Raw genomic sequence first — 16,058 nt, 5'->3', positions numbered from 1 at the left:
CGCCGAGCTTCTGGCGATGCGCCGCCCCGAGGATCCCGATCAGGAAAACGAGGCCGTGCGCCGCGGCCAGCAGGAGCGGCTGATCCGCGTCTGGGAGACGCCGAAGGGCTGGCGCTACTGGTCCGACGTCAACAACACCACGGTCGGCGTCTGGTACACGGCCACCGCCTTCGCCTTCATGCTGTTCGCGGGCGTGCTCGGGCTGATGATCCGCGTGCAGCTGGCGGTGCCCGACAACGACTTCCTGTCGGCGACGATGTACAACCAGGTGTACACGCTGCACGGCACGGTGATGATGTTCCTCTTCGCCGTGCCGATCTTCGAGGCGGTGGCGGTGATCCTGCTGCCGCAGATGCTCGGCGCGCGCGACCTGCCGTTCCCGCGCCTCTCGGCCTTCGGCTACTGGTGCTTCCTCATCGGCGGCATCTTCGTCTGCGGCTCCATCTTCTTCGGGCAGGCGCCGAACAGCGGCTGGTTCATGTATCCGCCGCTGACGACGCAGGAGCGCTTCACCCCCGGCTACGGCGCCGACATCTGGCTGCTCGGCCTCTCCTTCATCGAGGTGGCCTCGATCGCCGCGGCGGTCGAGTTGATCGTCGGGGCGCTGAAGTGCCGCCCGCCGGGCATGCGCCTCAACCTCATGCCGCTCTACGCCTGGTACGTGCTGGTGGTGGCGGCGATGATCCTCTTCGCCTTCCCGCCGCTGATCGCCGGCGACATCCTGTTCGAGCTGGAGCGCCTGTTCGACTGGCCGTTCTTCGACCCGACGCGCGGCGGCGATCCGATGCTCTGGCAGCATCTGTTCTGGATCTTCGGCCACCCCGAGGTCTACATCATCTTCCTGCCGACCATCGCGCTCTTCGCGATGATCATCCCGACCTTCGCGCGGCGCCCGCTCGTCGGCTATTCCTGGATCGTGCTCGCGGCGGTGGGCACCGGCTTCCTGTCGTTCGGCCTTTGGGTCCACCACATGTTCACGACAGGCCTGCCGGCCATGTCGCTCGGCTTCTTCTCGGCGGCGTCCGAGGCGGTGGCCATTCCCACCGGCGTCCAGATCTTCGTCTTCCTCGCCACCTGTCTCGCCGGCCGCATCGTCTATTCCGTGCCGATGCTCTTCGTCTCCGGCTCGCTCGCGATCTTCGTGCTCGGCGGGCTCACCGGCGTCATGGTGGCGCTCGCGCCCTTCGACTGGCAGGTGCACGACACCTACTTCATCGTCGCGCATCTCCACTACGTCATCCTCGGCGGCGTGCTCTTTCCGATCGTCGCCGGCCTCTACTACTACTGGCCGATCGTCTCGTCGCGGAAGCTGCACGACAGCTGGGGCAAGGTGGCGTTCTGGCTGATGTTCGTCGGCTTCAACGTCGCGTTCTTCCCGATGCACTATTCCGGCATGATCGGCATGCCGCGCCGGGTCTACACCTATCCCTCAGCCCTTGGGCTGGAACTGCCGAACCTCATCTCCACGGTCGGCGCCTTCGTCTTCGCCGCCGGCTTCCTCATCGTGGTCGCCGACATCCTGCGCCCGCGCAAGGACCCCTATGCCAGCCGCAACGTCTGGAACGCGGGTACGCTCGAATGGTCGGGCGAGGTGCCGGACCAGCCCTGGGGCGTGCGCTCCGTGCCGATCATCAAGTCGCGCTATCCGCTCTGGGATCAGCCCGGCCTCGTCGACGACATGGACAAGGGGCGCTTCTACCTGCCGGACGCGCAGGAGGGAAAGCGCGAGACGATGGTGACGACGGTGCTCGACGCCGAGCCCATCCAGTGCCTGCGCGTGCCCGGCCCCTCCTTCGTGCCGATGGCCGCGGCCTTCTTCCTCGGCGGCTGCTTCATCGCCGCGACCTTCCATTACTGGACCCTGACGCTCGCCTCGCTCGTGGTCGCCATCGCCGTCATCATGTTCTGGCTGTGGAAGGCCACCGCCGTCATTCCCGAGAAGGACGAGAAATATGTCGGCCTCGGCCTGACGCTGCCGATCTACGTCTCCGGGCCGCATTCGGTGTCGTGGTGGGCGATGTTCATCACCATGATCGGCGACGCCACGGCCTTCCTCAGCCTCGTCTTCGGCTACTACTTCTTCTTCACCATCCATGCCGATTTCCCGCCGCCCGGCGCCACCGGTCCGGGCCTCCTCTGGCCAAGCGTGTCGCTCGGGCTCTTCGCGGCCGCCTGGGCGGGCGCGGTCTTCGCGCGGCGCGAGTTGCGGCGCGGCGGGGTGATGCTGTCGCGCCTTCTCATGATCGTCGGCATCGTCGCCTCGGTCGGCGCGGCGGCCGCGCTGATCTGGGCGCCGCACGTCAGCGGCCTGCAGCCGAGCGTCCACGTCTATCCGGCCACGGTCTGGGTGCTCTGCATCTGGACGGCTCTCCATGCCGGCGTCGGCACGCTGATGCTCTCCTACTGTCTGGCCCGCTCGTTCGCCGGCAAGCTGACCCCGCGCTACGACATCGATATCGCCAATGTCGCGCTCTACTGGCACTTCGCCGCCGCCACCGGCTTCGTCACGGTGCTGACGATCGCCTATTTCCCTCTGACGGTCTGAGGCTGGGATGTTCGGACTTCGCCGCGGCACCACCGACTCCCTCGTCACCATGATCGCGGCGCCCACTGTCTGGGCGCTGCATTTCCTGCTCTGCTACATTCTGGTGGCGGTGGCCTGCGCCCCGAATGCCGACGTGTTCAAGTCGATCAATGGCGCGCGCATCAGCATCGCCATCGCGACCACGGCGGGCCTCGCTTTCTGCTTCTTCGCGGGGCTACGCGCCTGGCGTGAGTGGAAGGCGGCCGGCGGCAAGCCGCCGCACGACAAGCCGACCGAACACGACCGCGAGCGGCAGATGGAACTCGCCTCGGTGCTCCTCTCGGCGCTGTCCTTCCTGGCGATCGTCTTCACCGCCTTGCCGGTGCTGCTCGTGGCGGACTGTCGGTGACGGGCGCGACCCTCGACCGCCGGCATTCGGGGCTGCTCGCGCGCTTCGGTCCGCTTGGGTCGGCGGTGCTGCTGCTCGCCCTGCTCTGGGGCGGGCCACTGCCCGAGCGCGCGGAGGGCTCGTTCGCCGCGCATATGGTGATGCACATGGGCGTCGTGGCGCTCGCCGCGCCGCTCGCCGCCTTCGGTCTCGCCCGCGCCTTTCCCGGCCTCGTGCGGCGCGTGCCCGGACGCTTCGCGCTCCTCGCCGCGCTCGCCGAGTTCCTGCTCGTCTGGGGCTGGCACGCGCCGGCCCTGCACGATGCCGCTCGCCAGAGCTTGTCCCTTCTGCTGCTCGAGCAGGCCTCGTTCCTTGCCGCCGGTCTCTTCGTCTGGCTCACCGCCTTCGGCGCGGCGGCGGACGGCAACCGGACGGAGGCGCGCGCCGCCGGCGCCGCCGGGCTGCTCGTCACCTCCATGCACATGACGCTGCTCGGCGCGCTGCTGCTCCTCGCCCCGCGCGCGCTCTATGCCTGCGCCCAGCTCTGCACGCCCTTCTCGACCCTCACCGCGCACGAGGACCAGCAGCTCGGCGGCGTCCTGATGCTGGCGATCGGCGGTTCCGCCTATCTCGTCGGCGGCCTCGTTCTGCTCGCCGGCCTTCTCAACGACCGCCGCGCCGGCGGCGGTCTCGCATCTTCGGGACATTCGCGGCCATGAAGCGCACGATCACCATCACCTGGAAGCGCCTGGCGCTTGTGCCCGTGGTCGGCGTGGTCGGGGCGTTGGCGGTCGGCTGGTCCGGCCTCGTCTCGATCGCCGCCTCGTCGGGCCACTTCGCCCCGGTGGAGTGGTTCCTGCACTGGACCTTCGAGAACGCCGTCGACACGCAGTCCCTCGCCATTTCCGTGCCCGAGGGCGTCGATCTCACGGATGCCAGCCTCGTGCAGCGCGCCGCCGGCCATTTCGCCAGCGGCTGCGCGCCCTGCCACGGGGCGCCGGGCGAGCTCCAGTCGCCGGTGGTGAAGGAGATGATGCCCTGGCCGCCGCGTCTGGAGGGGCAGGTCGGCGAGTGGAAGGATCGCGAGCTGTTCTGGATCGGCCAGCACGGCGTGAAATATTCGGGCATGCCGGCCTGGGTGTCGCAGAAGCGGCCCGACGAGGTCTGGGCGATGGTCGCTTTCCTGCGCGCGCTGCCCACCATGGACGCTGCGACCTACGGCCGGCTGGCCCTCGGTGGACGGCCGATGGAAACGGAAAACGCCGACCCGGCGACGCGGGCTGCCGACGCGACGACGGGCGAGGGCGCCTCGCCGCAGACGCTGGGCTTGAGCGCGATGGGGCAGGCCGGCGATCCCGCGCTGGCCGACTGCGCCCGCTGCCATGGCGAGAACGGTCGCGGCGTCGGCGCGGCCGGGGCCTTCCCGGTGATCGCCGGCCAGAGTGAGGCCTATCTCGCCGAGACGCTTCTCGCCTATGCCGCGGGCCGGCGCGAAAGCGGCATCATGACGCCCGCCGCCGGCATTCACGACGAGGCGACGCTGCGCCGGCTGGCCGCGCATTACGCGGCGCAACCCGCTTCCGATCCCGCTGCGCAACACGCCGTCCCCGCGCCGGTGGGCGTCGCGATCGGCGAGGAGCACAAGGCGCGGGCACCCCGCGGCACCATCGGCGCGGACGCGCCCGCCGCCGAGCCCACGCCGGTCGGCGCCGCGGCCGTGGTCGATCACGCTGCGGCGAACGGTCCGCCCTACAGCGTCGAGGGCCTCATGGCGCTCGGCCGGCGCCTCGCCGAAGAGGGCCTGCCGACCGAGAAGATCGCGGCCTGTGACAGCTGCCACGGCTCCGCGGGACGCGGCAAGAACGCGCTCTACCCCTATCTGGCGGGCCAGCCGGAATGGTTCATCGCCACCAATCTCCAGCTCTGGAAGGACGACGAGCGCGGCGGCACGGCGATGGCCCACGTCATGCGGCCGATCGCGATCAACATGACGCAGGAGCAGATCGACGCCGTCGCTCTCTGGTACGCGAGCCGTCCCGCCGGCGGGTGAAGCCGGCGGATGCGACGAGCTTCAGGGCGCGGAGTCCGCGGCGATCCAGGCTTCCTGCTCGGCCGTCTCGACCGCGCCGGGACGCGCGCGGCGAACGCGCGCCAGCGCCGTTGCCGGCGTGCGGCCGCGCTCGCGCAGCAGCCGCGCCGCGACCATGCCGGAGCGCCCGAGCCCGCCCCAGCAATGAACCGCCACCGTCTCGTTCCGGTCAAGGCGCGCGTGGATCCGCGCGGCGGCCGCCCGCCACGCCGTCTCGCTCGGTGGCGTGCCGAAGTCGGGAACGGGCATCTGCAGCCATTCGATGCCGGCCTCGGCGAGTTCCGTGCCGAGCCAGTCGGCGTCGGCCAGTTCGTGCGGTTCTGCCAAGCCGAGAAGGCAGGAGACGCGCAGCAGCCGCAGCGACCCGACATCCTCGCGGAACGGGCGGCGGCGGCCGGGGCAGGGAAGGATCAGCAAGGCACCGTGGCGCCAGGCTTCGGGGGAGGGGGAGTGCGGCAGGGCCGCCATGCGGGAAGGCTCCGGTGTCGGGATGGGCGCGTCGGCCGGCGGACCGCGAAGCGACGGCGACCCGTCTCGAACGACCTCGAGCTAAGTGCACGGCCTCTTCACGGCGCGACACCGATATGCGATTCGATCGACGGCAGCGAGGGTTTGTTGCCGGTCGCCATGCGGCCGAAAGCCCCTCGATCGACAGTGCCGCCGAGCGGCGCCGGTCCCGCCGTTTTCCCGTCCTCGAAAGGCCGCCGATGAGCGACGCGCTTCTTCTCGGCATCGATGCCGGCGGCTCCTCCTGTCGCGCGCGGCTGGCGCTCGCCGACGGTCGCGCGATCGGCGAGGGGCATGGCGGGCCGGCCTCGGCGCGCCTCGGGGTCGCCCCGGCCTTCGACGCGATGATGGAGGCCGTGCGCGGCGCGTGGGGCGCGGCAGGGCTCGGCCCCTTCGCCTTCTCGCGCGCCGTGGCGGTGGCCGGGGTCGCCGGCTTCCGGCGCGAGGGGGCGGCCGAGGCCTTCGCCGGGCGCCCGCACCCCTTCGCGGATCTTGCCTTCACCGACGACGGCACGATCGCTTGCCTCGGCGCCCACGGGGGCGCGGAGGGCGGCGTGGTGGTGGTGGGCACCGGCACCATCGCGGTGGGCCTCCTGCACGGCCAGCCCCTGCGCTTCGGCGGCTACGGGCTGCCTGCCTCCGACGAAGGATCGGGCGCGCGCTTGGGGCTTGCCGCCTTCGGCCTGAGCCTTCAGGCCGTGGACGGCCGTCGCCTGCGCGGGCCGCTTGCGGCCGCGATCCTCGAACGCTTCGCCGACCGCACGAGCGCGATGACGACCTGGATGGAGCGCGCTTCCCCGGCCGACTACGCGGCGCTCGCGCCGCTCGTGCTCGCCACCGCCCCGAGCGATCCCGCGGCGGCCGAACTCCTCGCGGAGGCTGGCCTTGCCATCGGCGGGCTGGCGGAGGCGCTGGCGCAGGCCGGCTGCGCGCGGATCGCGCTGCTCGGCGGTCTCGCCGCGCCGATGCAGCCTTTCCTGCCGCCGTCGGCGAGCGCGCGCCTGTCGCCGGCGCTCGGCGATGCGCTGGACGGCGCGCTTGGTCTTGCGAAGCAGCGACTGACGGCGTTGAACGGGACCGCGCAAAACGCATGAGTCCGCCCGCGGCGACGGTGGCGTCCGGGGGGCGTCCCGTTGTATTCAGCACGGCAACGGAAGCGCCGCGCCCGGCCGCTCCCATCCTGGCCCGCCGCGTCGCGGCCCGTTCCCGAGGAGACCTTCGATGAAGTCACGCGCCGCCGTCGCCTGGGAAGCGGGCAAGCCGCTCACGATCGAGACCGTCGACATCCGCGGGCCGCAGGCCGGCGAGGTGCTGGTCGAGATCATGGCCACCGGCGTCTGCCACACCGACGCCTACACGCTGTCCGGCCTCGACTCGGAGGGCAAGTTTCCCGCGATCCTCGGCCACGAGGGCGCCGGCATCGTGCGCGAGGTGGGCGCCGGCGTCACCTCGGTGAAGCCCGGCGACCACGTGATCCCGCTCTACACGCCGGAATGCCGCCAGTGCAAAAGCTGCCTGTCGCAGCGCACCAACCTCTGCACTGCCATCCGCTCGACGCAGGGGCAGGGCGTGATGCCCGACGGCACGTCGCGCTTCCGCTGCGACGAATCCACCGTCTTCCACTACATGGGCTGCTCGACCTTCTCGAACTTCACCGTGCTGCCCGAGATCGCGGTGGCCAAGGTGCGCGAGGACGCTCCCTTCGACAAGATCTGCTACATCGGCTGCGGCGTCACCACCGGCATCGGCGCGGTGATCTACACCGCCAAGGTCTGGCCGGGCGCCAACGTCGTGGTCTTCGGCCTCGGCGGCATCGGGCTCAACGTGCTCCAAGGCGCGCGGATGGTGGGCGCGGGCAAGATCATCGGCGTCGACGTCAATCCCGCAAGGCAAGAGATGGCCCGCAAGTTCGGCATGACCGACTTCGTCAACCCTAAGGAAATCGGTAGCGACAAGGTGGTGCAGGCGATCCAGGATCTGACCGGAGGCGGCGCCGACTTCTCGTTCGACGCCACCGGCAACACCGACGTGATGCGCCAGGCGCTGGAATGCTGCCATCGCGGCTGGGGCGAGTCGATCGTCATCGGCGTGGCCGAGGCCGGCAAGGAAATCTCGACGCGCCCGTTCCAGCTCGTCACCGGCCGCGTCTGGAAGGGCACGGCCTTCGGCGGCGCGCGCGGGCGCACCGACGTGCCCCGCATCGTCGACTGGTACATGGACGGCAAGATCAACATCGACGACCTCATCACCCACACGATGCCGCTCGACGAGATCAACACCGCCTTCGACCTGATGCACGAGGGCAAGTCGATCCGCTCCGTCGTGGTCTACTGAGCCGCGCCGTGGACCGGGCGGGGGAAACCTGGCGCTGGGCCGCGTTCGATGCGCTCGGTGGCCGGGAGGTTCGCGATCTTCTGAAGCTGCGCGCGGACGTGTTCGTGGTCGAGCAGGCCTGCGCCTTCGCCGAGATCGACGGGCGCGACCCCGCCGCGCTGCATCTGCTCTGCGAGATCGATGGCGAGCTGGCCGGATGCCTGCGGGTCTTCGCGCCCGAGGCTTCGGGCGGCGCGGCGCGGATCGGCCGCGTGGCGACGGCCCGTGCCTTTCGCGGCGCCGGCCTCGGCCACCGGCTGATGGCGGAGGCGCTGCGCCTCTGCACGGAGCGCTGGCCCGCGAGCGCCGTCGATCTCTCGGCGCAGGCCCATCTCGCGTCATTCTACGGGCGCCACGGCTTCACCTCGGTCTCCGACGCCTATCTGGAAGACGACATCGCGCATGTCGACATGCGTCGGGCCGCCTCCGTGGCGGCCTGACCCGACGACCCGGACCTCCCGACCGAACAAGGATGTTTCTCCGATGCCGCTCGATATCGTCTCCTCCTCCAAGGCCCATGGCGGCACGCAGGGCGTCTACCGCCACCACTCGCGCTCCACCGACACGGTAATGACCTTCGCGGTCTTCACGCCGCCGCAGGCCGAGACCGGCCGCGTGCCCGTGCTCTGGTATCTGTCGGGCCTCACCTGCTCGCACCAGAACGCGATGGACAAGGCCGAGTATCGCAAGGCCGCCGCCGAACACGGCGTGATGATCGTGCTGCCCGACACCAGCCCGCGCGGCGCCGGCGTGCCCGACGAGGCCGGCAACTGGCAGTTCGGCTCGGGCGCCGGCTTCTATCTCGATGCGACGCGCGAGCCCTATGCCGCGAACTATCGCATGTATTCCTACGTCACCGACGAACTGCCGGGCTATCTCGCGACGCACTTTCCGGCCGACATGCGCCGCCAGTCGATCATGGGCCACTCGATGGGCGGCCATGGCGCGCTGACGATCGTGCTGAAGAACCCCGATCGCTACCGCAGCGCCTCGGCCCTCGCGCCCATCGTGCAGCCGACCACGGCCGACTGGTCGAAGGGCGCGTTCGACAAGTATCTCGGCGTCGGCTCCAAGGCGCAGCGCGAATACGACGCGACGCTGCTGATTCAGGACGGGCGGCGCTACCCGGAATTCTACGTCGACCAGGGCACGGCCGACGAGTTCCTCGACACGGGGCTCCGCCCGACGCTGCTGCGCGACGCCTGCGAGAAGGCCGGCATCCGCCTGACCCTCAACATGCGCGAGGGCTACGACCACTCCTACAACTTCATCTCGACCTTCATGGGAGATCACGTCGCCTACCATGCGGGGCATCTGCACCGCTAAGGCGGGAAGGGCGGCGCGCGCCGCCTTTTCAACCGTTTCGCGAGCGGCTATCGCTAGCCACCGACGATGAAGGCCCCCCGAGTCCGCGCCATGCGCAGGCCGAGCGGGCGCCACAGGGGGAGACGGGCATGAGTGACGGACAGGCGGACCTCGGCGTCCTCGGCATGGGCACGATGGGCGCGAACCTCGCCCTCAACTTCGCCGACAACGGCGCCTTCACGGTGGCCCTCTTCAACCGCACGGTGGCCAAGGCCTACGGGGTGCGCGACGACAACCCGGCGCTCGCCGAGCGCCTTGTGCCCACCGACACGATCGAGCAGTTCATCTCGACGCTGAAGAGCCCTCGCGTCGTCGTGCTCATGGTCAATGCCGGCCAGCCGGTGGACGAGCAGATGGCGCTGGTGCTGCCGCATCTCGACAAGGGCGACATCCTCATCGACGCCGGCAATGCCGACTTCAACGACACGGTGCGCCGCGACGCGGCCGTGAAGGACACTGGCATTCACTTCGTCGGTATGGGCGTCTCGGGCGGCGAAGAGGGCGCGCGCCATGGGCCCTCCATCATGGTGGGCGGCGACGAGGCCGTGTGGGAGCGCCTCAAGCCGCTGCTCGAGCCGATCTCCGCCAAGTACGACGGCACCCCTTGCGTCGACTGGCTGGGCACGGGCGGCGCCGGGCATTTCGTCAAGACCATCCACAACGGCATCGAATACGCCGACATGCAGATGATCGCCGAGATCTACGGCATCCTGCGCGACGGCGTCGGGCTGAAGGCCGGCGAGATGGCCGACATCTTCGCCGACTGGAACACGCGCGGCCTCTCGTCCTACCTCGTCGAGATCTCGGCTGTGACGCTGGCCGAGACCGACCCCGAGACCGGCAAGCCGATGGTCGACGTCATCGTCGACGAGGCCGGGCAGAAGGGCACCGGGCGCTGGTCGGTGATCGAGGCGCAGAAGCTCGGCATCGGCGCCACCACGCTGGAGGCCGCCGTCTCAGCGCGCGGCATCTCCTCGCGCCGCTCCGAGCGCGCGGAGGCCGCCAAGCTCTTCGGTGCCGTCGCGACGGCGCGCGCCGAATTCCACGCCGACGCCGATGGCCTAAAGGAGCTGGAGGCGGCGCTGGAGACCGCCAAGCTGATCGCCTACGCGCAGGGCTACGCCACGATGGCGGAGGCCTCGAAGGAGTTCGGCTGGAACCTGCCGCTCGGCGAGATCGCGCGCATCTGGCGCGCCGGCTGCATCATCCGCTCGCGCTTCCTCGACGACATCACGCAGGCCTACGAGGCCGGCGGCGGCGAGGTGGTGAACCTCCTCCTGGCGCCGAGCTTCAAGACGCTGGTGGAAGAGGGGCAGGCCTCGCTGCGCCGCGTCGTCGCGAAGGCCGTGCTCGCCGGCCTGCCGGTGCCCGCGCTCTCGGCCGCGCTCGCCTATTTCGACGACTACCGCCGGGCCCGCGGCACCACCAACCTCACGCAGGCCCAGCGCGACCTCTTCGGCGCCCACACGTTCAAGCGCCTCGACCGCGAGGGCACGTTCCACCACAAGTGGCCCGCCGTCGGCTGATACGGCCAAAGAAGCGATCGACCGGCAAGTCGTCGGTCGATCCCGGACGGCAGGCGTCAGGCCGCGAAGATGGCGTCGACGTCCGCCAGCGTGAGGCGCCGCAGGTGGCCGGGTTCGAGATCGGCCGGCAGCGTCAGCGCGCCCACCGCCTCGCGATGCAGCGTCTCGACATGGTTGCCCGCGGCCGCGAACATGCGGCGCACCTGATGGTAGCGGCCCTCGTGCACCGCCAGCAGCGCCTCCTGCGGCCCGACGATCTCGAGTTCGGCCGGCGCCAGCGGCTTGGTCTCGCCTTCCAGCATTAACGTTCCCGCCGAGAAGAGCGCCGCCTCGGTGCCGGTCATCGGGCGCGCCAGCGTCGCGCGGTAGCGCTTGGGCACGTGGCGGCTCGGCGAGATGATGCGATGGAGCAGCGCCCCGTCGTCGGTCATCAGGAGGAGGCCCGAGGTCTCCTTGTCGAGACGCCCCACCGTCGAGAGGGCTGGGTCGCGTCGGCGCCAGCGAGGCGGCAGGAGATCGTAGACGAGCGGCCCCGCTTCCTTGTGCGAGCAGGTGACGCCGAGCGGCTTGTTCAGCATCAGGATGAAGCCGGGGAGGGGATCGAGCGCCTCGCCATCCACCACGAGGCGGGTTTCGAGATCGGGCGTGAGCGAGATCCGCTCGTCGGCGCGGGGCCGCGGCGCCCCGTCGAGGCGGATGCGGCCGTTCTTCGCCAAGAGCTGGATCTCGCGGCGCGAGGCGTAGCCCATGTTGGCGAGCAGCTTGTCGAGGCGCGAGGTCGGTGTCTTGGTCATTTTCGGGCTTCGAAGATCTTGTAGCCGGCGGTGTCGGCGATGGTCTCGACGCTGCGGAAGGCGGTGCGCAGCGCCGCCTCGTAGGGCATGTGCCGGTTGGCAACGAGAACGAGCGTGCCGGAGCGCCGCAGCATGCGGGCGGCCGCGGCGATGAAGGCCTGCCCGAGCCCGCGATCCTCGATGCCTTCGGCGTGGAACGGCGGGTTGCTCACCACGAAGTCGAGTTCGGTGAGCCCCGTCTCGCGCGCATCCGCCCAAAGAAACCGGGCCCGCGGATCGGTAACGTTCAGCCGGGCGGCCTCCATGGCGCGCCGGTCGAGCTCGACCAGCGTCACCGCCTCGACCTTCGACCCCTGCAGCAGATGGCGCGCGAGAATGCCGAGTCCGGCCCCGAGGTCGGCTCCCTGGCCGGCTAGCGCCGGGAGATGGGCCAGCAGCAGGGCGGAGCCGGGGTCGATGCGATCCCACGAGAAGATGCCGGGTTGCGAATGAAGGCCGAGTATTTCCACGAAGCGCGGGCTGCCCGCCTCGATCGCCGCTGAGATCGCCGCCTCGCCGCCGGCGGGTTTGCGGGCGACGCAGATCCGATGCCGCGCCTTGTAGCTTTCGGCGACCTCGCATCCGAGCTCTTCGAGCTCGCCCCGCAGCCGCGAGCCGCCCTTGTCCTTGAGGGCCAGCGCCACGAGACGCCCATCCGACGCGAGGGCGCGAAGCGCATGGGCCAGCACGAAGCGGCGCTCGATCGAGCCGGGCGGTGCCGCCACGGTGAATTGCCCGATGCTGTCGTCGGCGAGCGCGGCGATGTCGGCCGAACCGGGACGCAGCGGCGACACCTGCGCGGCGCCGGGCGGCGCGTCGGCAAGGTCGGCGGGCGGCGAGCCGTAGAGCGCGGCGGCGGGGGATGCGGGGGGAGAAGCGTTCGTCACGCCGCGTCTTTAGCAGGTCTGGCGCCGCGATAAAGGCGCCGGCATCGCTTCCGCTTCCGCCCGGCCGAGAACACGCGCCGGTCAACAAACCGGGAAAACCTTGTGCGCCAGTCGTTGAAGACCAAGTCCCTCTCAGATGCAGTCGGCCCCACGGGGTCGTCGCTGCGTATGCCCATCGAGAAAGGCTCTTCATGCGATCGTCCTCCTGCCGCGCCACCTCCGGTCTCGCCCTCCTCCTCGCCACGACCCTCCTCGGCACGGGCGTCTCGATGGCGCAGGCCACCGGAAACGACGCCGACCGCCTCCAGCATGTCGACGGCAACCTTCCCGACGATGGCGGCGGCGCCGGCCAGCCGGCCGAGACCGCCGCGGCCAACGCACCCGCGCAGACGCCCGCCTTCGCCGGCCAGACCCGTGCGAACCAGCCGGCACAATTGACGAAGGTGAAGGTGGAGACGGTGGCCGACGGCCTGCCACATCTCTGGTCGATGGAGTTCCTGCCGGACGGCCGCATACTCGTGGCCGCCAAGGACGGCAAGATGATGATCGTGTCGCCGGACGGCGAGACGCGCACCGAGGTCTCGGGACTGCCCGAGGTCGCCTCGGCAGGCCAGGGCGGTCTCCTCGACGTCGTGCTCGGCCCCGACTACGCCAGCGACGGCCTCGTCTTCTTCTCCTTCTCGGAGCCGCGCGAGGGCGACGTCAACGGCACCTCGGTGGCCTCAGCCAAGCTCGTCGCCAGCGGCGAGACGGCCTCGCTTGACGACATGAAGGTGATCTTCCAGCAGACGCCGGGCTATGACGGCGACAAGCATTTCGGCTCGCGCCTCGTCTTCGCGCCCGACGGCAAGCTCTTCGTGACGGTGGGCGAGCGCTCCGACGAGCCGATCCGCGACCAGGCGCAGAACCTCGACAGCGGCCTCGGCAAGATCTTCCGCATCAACGCCGACGGCTCGGTTCCCGCCGACAATCCCTTCGTCGATCGCGAGGGCGCACAGGACGCGATCTGGTCCTACGGTCATCGCAACCTGCAGTCCGCCACCCTCGACGGCGAGGGCCGGCTCTGGACGATCGAGCACGGGCCGCGCGGCGGCGACGAGTTGAACCAGCCCGAGCCCGGCAAGAACTACGGCTGGCCCGTGATCACCTACGGCATCTCCTACGGGGGGCAGCCCGTAGGCGACGGCATCACCGCCAAGGAGGGCATGGAGCAGCCCGTCTACTATTGGGATCCGGTGATCGGCCCGTCCGGCATGGCGGTCTACGAGGGCACCGAGTTCCCCGAATGGAACGGCACCGTGCTCGTCGGTGGTCTGGTGACGCAGGGGCTCGTCGCCCTGACGATGAAGGACGGGCGCGTGGCGAGCGAGGAGCGCATTCCGTTGGAAGCGCGCATCCGCGACGTGAAGGTCGGACCGGACGGCGCGGTCTATGCCGTGACCGAACAGCGCGGCGGCGGCGACTCGAAGATCCTGCGCCTGACGAAGGGCGTCTGATCGCCGCGTGTTCGAACCTGTCCCGTGAAGGCCAAGCCGGCGTTCACGGGACAATGCGCCGAAACAGAGCTCCCGCCCGGTCTCGCGAAGGCCGGGCTACCGCTGCTGGCGGGTCTGCGACGGGGTGCAGCCGAAGCGTTCGCGATAGCGCCGCGCGAAGTCGCTCATGTGCAGGAAACCGCACTGGTAGGCGATCTGCGAGACGGGTCGCACGTCCGCCTGCTGCTTCAGCTGCGCATGCGCGCGCTCGAGGCGCTGGTTCAGGATGTAGGCGACGGGAGAAAGGCCGACGTTCCGGCGGAACGCCGACTGAAGTGCGCGCACGCTCGTGCCCGCCGCGATCGCGACGTCGGACACGGTGAAGGGCTCGGCCAGATGTGCCTCGACATAGTCGCGAGCCCGGCGGACCATCGGGGCGCTCGCCGGCAGGGCGGGCCCGCAGAGCGGTGTCCGCGGCCAGAGATGCAGGATCTGCTGGCAGAGCAGTTCCTGCATCAGGGGGTCGTCCAGCATCGCGAGGCCCGCACCGGTCATCATGCGCTCGTGCAGGCATTCTAGGCTGCGAGCCAGCGTCGCGGCGGCGCGATCGGACCGATCGACCACCGGTTCGAAGGCAGGCGTTCCGAAATTTTCACCGGAGCCGAGAAGCCGCGCCTGACGGGCCAGAAAGTCGCCCTCGATCAGGATTCCGGTGGTGCGGAACTGCGGCGAGGTGTCGAGCCGCGTCAGTTCGGAGCATCGGCTGATCGAGATCGTGCCGATGCGGCTTCGGACGTCCCGCTTGTCGAAGCTGCGGACCGAGGTTCCCGATCGCGTCAGCGAGAAGGAGTAGGCGTCGCCTTCGCAACCGCCCGCCGCGCGAAATCCGCTGCCGCTGCGCATGTCGAAGACCGAGAGCGGTCCCCTTCGAACGGCGAGGCTCTCGAAGGTGATACCACCGCGGTCGGGCGGCGAGAGATGGATGGGATATCCGGCTGCGTTCAGCCGTTCGAGGTCGAACGCGTCGCGCACCGTCAGGTGACGAAGCGAGCCGCCGGCGGCCGACAGAGCCTTCCAGCTCGGATCGAAGCGAGAGACCGATTGTGGAATCGTTTGCACCGGTGGTCGCCTTAAACCTCATGCGTCTGACGCGTCGGCAGCTCTCGCCCCGGAGCCGCGTGTCACGCATTTTTTGTCTGAGTTAACTCATAGAACGATTCCAGGGCGAGTGCGACCGCTTTTGCAACGGCAGGTTTCAAGACATATCGCGGCTTGTGACTATCCGTGACGAGCCATCCGATCAGGAGGCGAAGGCGAGTGGTGCGCCCGTCGTCGGGTGGGCGAGCGTCGCCATGCCGATCCCGAAGACCTCGGCCAGCACGGGTGGCGTCATGATCTCGGCCGGCGTGCCGCGCGCGATCAGGCGGCCGGCCTTCAGCGCCATGATCTCGTCGCAGTAGCGCGCGGCCATGTTGATGTCGTGCAGCACGGCGACGACGCCGATGCCGCGCTCGTGCGAGAGGTCGCGAACGAGCTGCAGGATCTCGACCTGGTGCGCGATGTCGAGGGCCGACGTCGGCTCGTCCAGCAGCAGGCAGCCGGCGTCCTGCGCCACCAGCATCGCGATCCAGGCCCGCTGCCGCTCGCCGCCCGAGAGCTCCTCGACGAGGCGATCGGCGAAGTCGTCGAGCTTCGTCAGATCGAGCGCGTCGTCGACGCGCCGGCCATCTTCCGCCGTGAAGCGCCCGAACGGACCGTGCCACGGGTAGCGGCCGAGCCGCACGAGATCGCGCACCCGCATGCCCGGCGCCGGCGGCAGAGTCTGCGGCAGATAGGCGACGTGGCGCGCGAAGGCGCGGTCGCTCCAGTCGCGCAGCGCCCGTGGGCCGAAGCGCACATGGCCGCCGCTCGGCTCCTGCTGCCGGGCGAGGACCTTCAGGAGCGTCGACTTGCCCGATCCGTTGTGGCCGACGAGACCGATGAAGCGCCCGGCGGGAAACGCCGCCGTGAGCGGATGCAGCGGCGTGCGGTCGCCGATCCGCAGATGCACGTCTTCCAGCTCGTAGGCCATGGGCGCGCCCGAGGGCCTCG

General features: G+C 70.0%; 15 protein-coding genes. 10 read left to right on the top strand and 5 right to left on the bottom strand.

Annotated features, from left to right (window positions below; translation table 11 throughout):
• Window positions 1-16 precede the first annotated feature (16 nt).
• From ctaD to GGR04_RS01675, 4 genes are read left to right on the top strand one after another with little or no spacing between them, the layout of a single operon-like run.
• Complete coding sequence (ctaD, locus tag GGR04_RS01690; protein ID WP_183198978.1) at window positions 17-2,545, top strand: cytochrome c oxidase subunit I; 2,529 nt, start codon at window positions 17-19, stop codon at window positions 2,543-2,545.
• Window positions 2,546-2,552: 7 nt separating this feature from the next.
• Window positions 2,553-2,933: a transmembrane prediction gene (locus tag GGR04_RS01685; RefSeq protein WP_183197212.1), complete on the top strand. Its 381-nt coding sequence runs from the start codon at window positions 2,553-2,555 to the stop codon at window positions 2,931-2,933.
• On the top strand, window positions 2,930-3,631 hold the full coding sequence (locus GGR04_RS01680) for a cytochrome c oxidase assembly protein (RefSeq protein WP_312857381.1): 702 nt from the start codon (window positions 2,930-2,932) through the stop codon (window positions 3,629-3,631). The genes GGR04_RS01685 and GGR04_RS01680 overlap by 4 nt, the downstream gene beginning before the upstream one ends.
• A complete protein-coding gene (locus tag GGR04_RS01675; protein ID WP_183197210.1) occupies window positions 3,628-4,962 on the top strand; it encodes a c-type cytochrome in 1,335 nt (444 codons plus the stop codon). The genes GGR04_RS01680 and GGR04_RS01675 overlap by 4 nt, the downstream gene beginning before the upstream one ends.
• A gap of 21 nt (window positions 4,963-4,983) precedes the next feature.
• On the opposite strand, the gene GGR04_RS01670 is transcribed toward GGR04_RS01675, so the two are convergent.
• On the bottom strand, window positions 4,984-5,469 hold the full coding sequence (locus GGR04_RS01670) for a phosphatase domain-containing putative toxin (RefSeq protein WP_183197207.1): 486 nt from the start codon (window positions 5,467-5,469) through the stop codon (window positions 4,984-4,986).
• Between the two features lie 239 nt (window positions 5,470-5,708).
• Here GGR04_RS01670 and GGR04_RS01665 point away from each other — a divergent pair, with 239 nt between their 5' ends.
• From GGR04_RS01665 to gnd, 5 genes are all read left to right on the top strand, one after another.
• Window positions 5,709-6,602 carry a glucosamine kinase nucleotide-binding domain-containing protein gene (locus GGR04_RS01665; RefSeq protein ID WP_183197205.1) on the top strand — a complete coding sequence of 298 codons (894 nt, stop codon included), beginning with the start codon at window positions 5,709-5,711 and terminating at the stop codon, window positions 6,600-6,602.
• 127 nt (window positions 6,603-6,729) lie between these two features.
• Entirely contained in the window at window positions 6,730-7,842 is a 1,113-nt protein-coding gene (locus tag GGR04_RS01660) for an S-(hydroxymethyl)glutathione dehydrogenase/class III alcohol dehydrogenase (protein WP_183197203.1), read from the top strand.
• An 8-nt stretch (window positions 7,843-7,850) separates the two neighbouring features.
• Complete coding sequence (locus tag GGR04_RS01655) at window positions 7,851-8,321, top strand: GNAT family N-acetyltransferase (RefSeq protein ID WP_183197201.1); 471 nt, start codon at window positions 7,851-7,853, stop codon at window positions 8,319-8,321.
• Window positions 8,322-8,364: 43 nt separating this feature from the next.
• Window positions 8,365-9,207 (top strand): S-formylglutathione hydrolase, encoded by an 843-nt coding sequence (fghA, locus tag GGR04_RS01650; RefSeq protein WP_183197199.1) that lies wholly within the window; start codon window positions 8,365-8,367, stop codon window positions 9,205-9,207.
• Between the two features lie 128 nt (window positions 9,208-9,335).
• Entirely contained in the window at window positions 9,336-10,772 is a 1,437-nt protein-coding gene (gene gnd / locus GGR04_RS01645) for an NADP-dependent phosphogluconate dehydrogenase (protein ID WP_183197197.1), read from the top strand.
• Window positions 10,773-10,828: 56 nt separating this feature from the next.
• Here gnd and GGR04_RS01640 read toward each other — a convergent pair whose 3' ends face one another.
• Window positions 10,829-11,566: a pseudouridine synthase gene (locus GGR04_RS01640; protein ID WP_183197194.1), complete on the bottom strand. Its 738-nt coding sequence runs from the start codon at window positions 11,564-11,566 to the stop codon at window positions 10,829-10,831.
• On the bottom strand, window positions 11,563-12,492 hold the full coding sequence (locus tag GGR04_RS01635; RefSeq protein WP_183197192.1) for a class I SAM-dependent methyltransferase: 930 nt from the start codon (window positions 12,490-12,492) through the stop codon (window positions 11,563-11,565). Before GGR04_RS01635 ends, GGR04_RS01640 begins: the two co-directional genes overlap by 4 nt.
• 191 nt (window positions 12,493-12,683) lie before the next feature.
• Between GGR04_RS01635 and GGR04_RS01630 the strand changes: the two genes are divergently transcribed.
• On the top strand, window positions 12,684-13,988 hold the full coding sequence (locus GGR04_RS01630) for a PQQ-dependent sugar dehydrogenase (RefSeq protein ID WP_183197190.1): 1,305 nt from the start codon (window positions 12,684-12,686) through the stop codon (window positions 13,986-13,988).
• 96 nt (window positions 13,989-14,084) lie between these two features.
• Here GGR04_RS01630 and GGR04_RS01625 read toward each other — a convergent pair whose 3' ends face one another.
• Window positions 14,085-15,086: a helix-turn-helix domain-containing protein gene (locus tag GGR04_RS01625; protein ID WP_183197188.1), complete on the bottom strand. Its 1,002-nt coding sequence runs from the start codon at window positions 15,084-15,086 to the stop codon at window positions 14,085-14,087.
• A gap of 181 nt (window positions 15,087-15,267) precedes the next feature.
• A complete protein-coding gene (locus GGR04_RS01620) occupies window positions 15,268-16,038 on the bottom strand; it encodes an ATP-binding cassette domain-containing protein (RefSeq protein ID WP_246392614.1) in 771 nt (256 codons plus the stop codon).
• Window positions 16,039-16,058: the final 20 nt, after the last annotated feature.

The organism is Aureimonas pseudogalii (genome assembly GCF_014196835.1).
In the GTDB taxonomy this organism is placed as follows: Bacteria; Pseudomonadota; Alphaproteobacteria; order Rhizobiales; family Rhizobiaceae; genus Aureimonas; species Aureimonas pseudogalii.
Note: the sequence above shows the minus strand (reverse complement) of the source record. Positions and strands in the feature narration are given on the sequence as shown.

Excerpts from the sequence above, each read along its gene's own strand:
- ctaD (WP_183198978.1), top strand. The coding sequence starts at position 17 with ATGCGCCGCCCCGAGGATCCCGATCAGGAAAACGAGGCCGTGCGCCGC.
- GGR04_RS01685 (WP_183197212.1), top strand. The coding sequence starts at position 2,553 with ATGTTCGGACTTCGCCGCGGCACCACCGACTCCCTCGTCACCATGATC.
- GGR04_RS01675 (WP_183197210.1), top strand. The coding sequence starts at position 3,628 with ATGAAGCGCACGATCACCATCACCTGGAAGCGCCTGGCGCTTGTGCCC.
- GGR04_RS01670 (WP_183197207.1), bottom strand. The coding sequence starts at position 5,469 with ATGGCGGCCCTGCCGCACTCCCCCTCCCCCGAAGCCTGGCGCCACGGT.
- GGR04_RS01665 (WP_183197205.1), top strand. The coding sequence starts at position 5,709 with ATGAGCGACGCGCTTCTTCTCGGCATCGATGCCGGCGGCTCCTCCTGT.
- GGR04_RS01660 (WP_183197203.1), top strand. The coding sequence starts at position 6,730 with ATGAAGTCACGCGCCGCCGTCGCCTGGGAAGCGGGCAAGCCGCTCACG.
- fghA (WP_183197199.1), top strand. The coding sequence starts at position 8,365 with ATGCCGCTCGATATCGTCTCCTCCTCCAAGGCCCATGGCGGCACGCAG.
- gnd (WP_183197197.1), top strand. The coding sequence starts at position 9,336 with ATGAGTGACGGACAGGCGGACCTCGGCGTCCTCGGCATGGGCACGATG.
- GGR04_RS01640 (WP_183197194.1), bottom strand. The coding sequence starts at position 11,566 with ATGACCAAGACACCGACCTCGCGCCTCGACAAGCTGCTCGCCAACATG.
- GGR04_RS01630 (WP_183197190.1), top strand. The coding sequence starts at position 12,684 with ATGCGATCGTCCTCCTGCCGCGCCACCTCCGGTCTCGCCCTCCTCCTC.
- GGR04_RS01620 (WP_246392614.1), bottom strand. The coding sequence starts at position 16,038 with ATGGCCTACGAGCTGGAAGACGTGCATCTGCGGATCGGCGACCGCACG.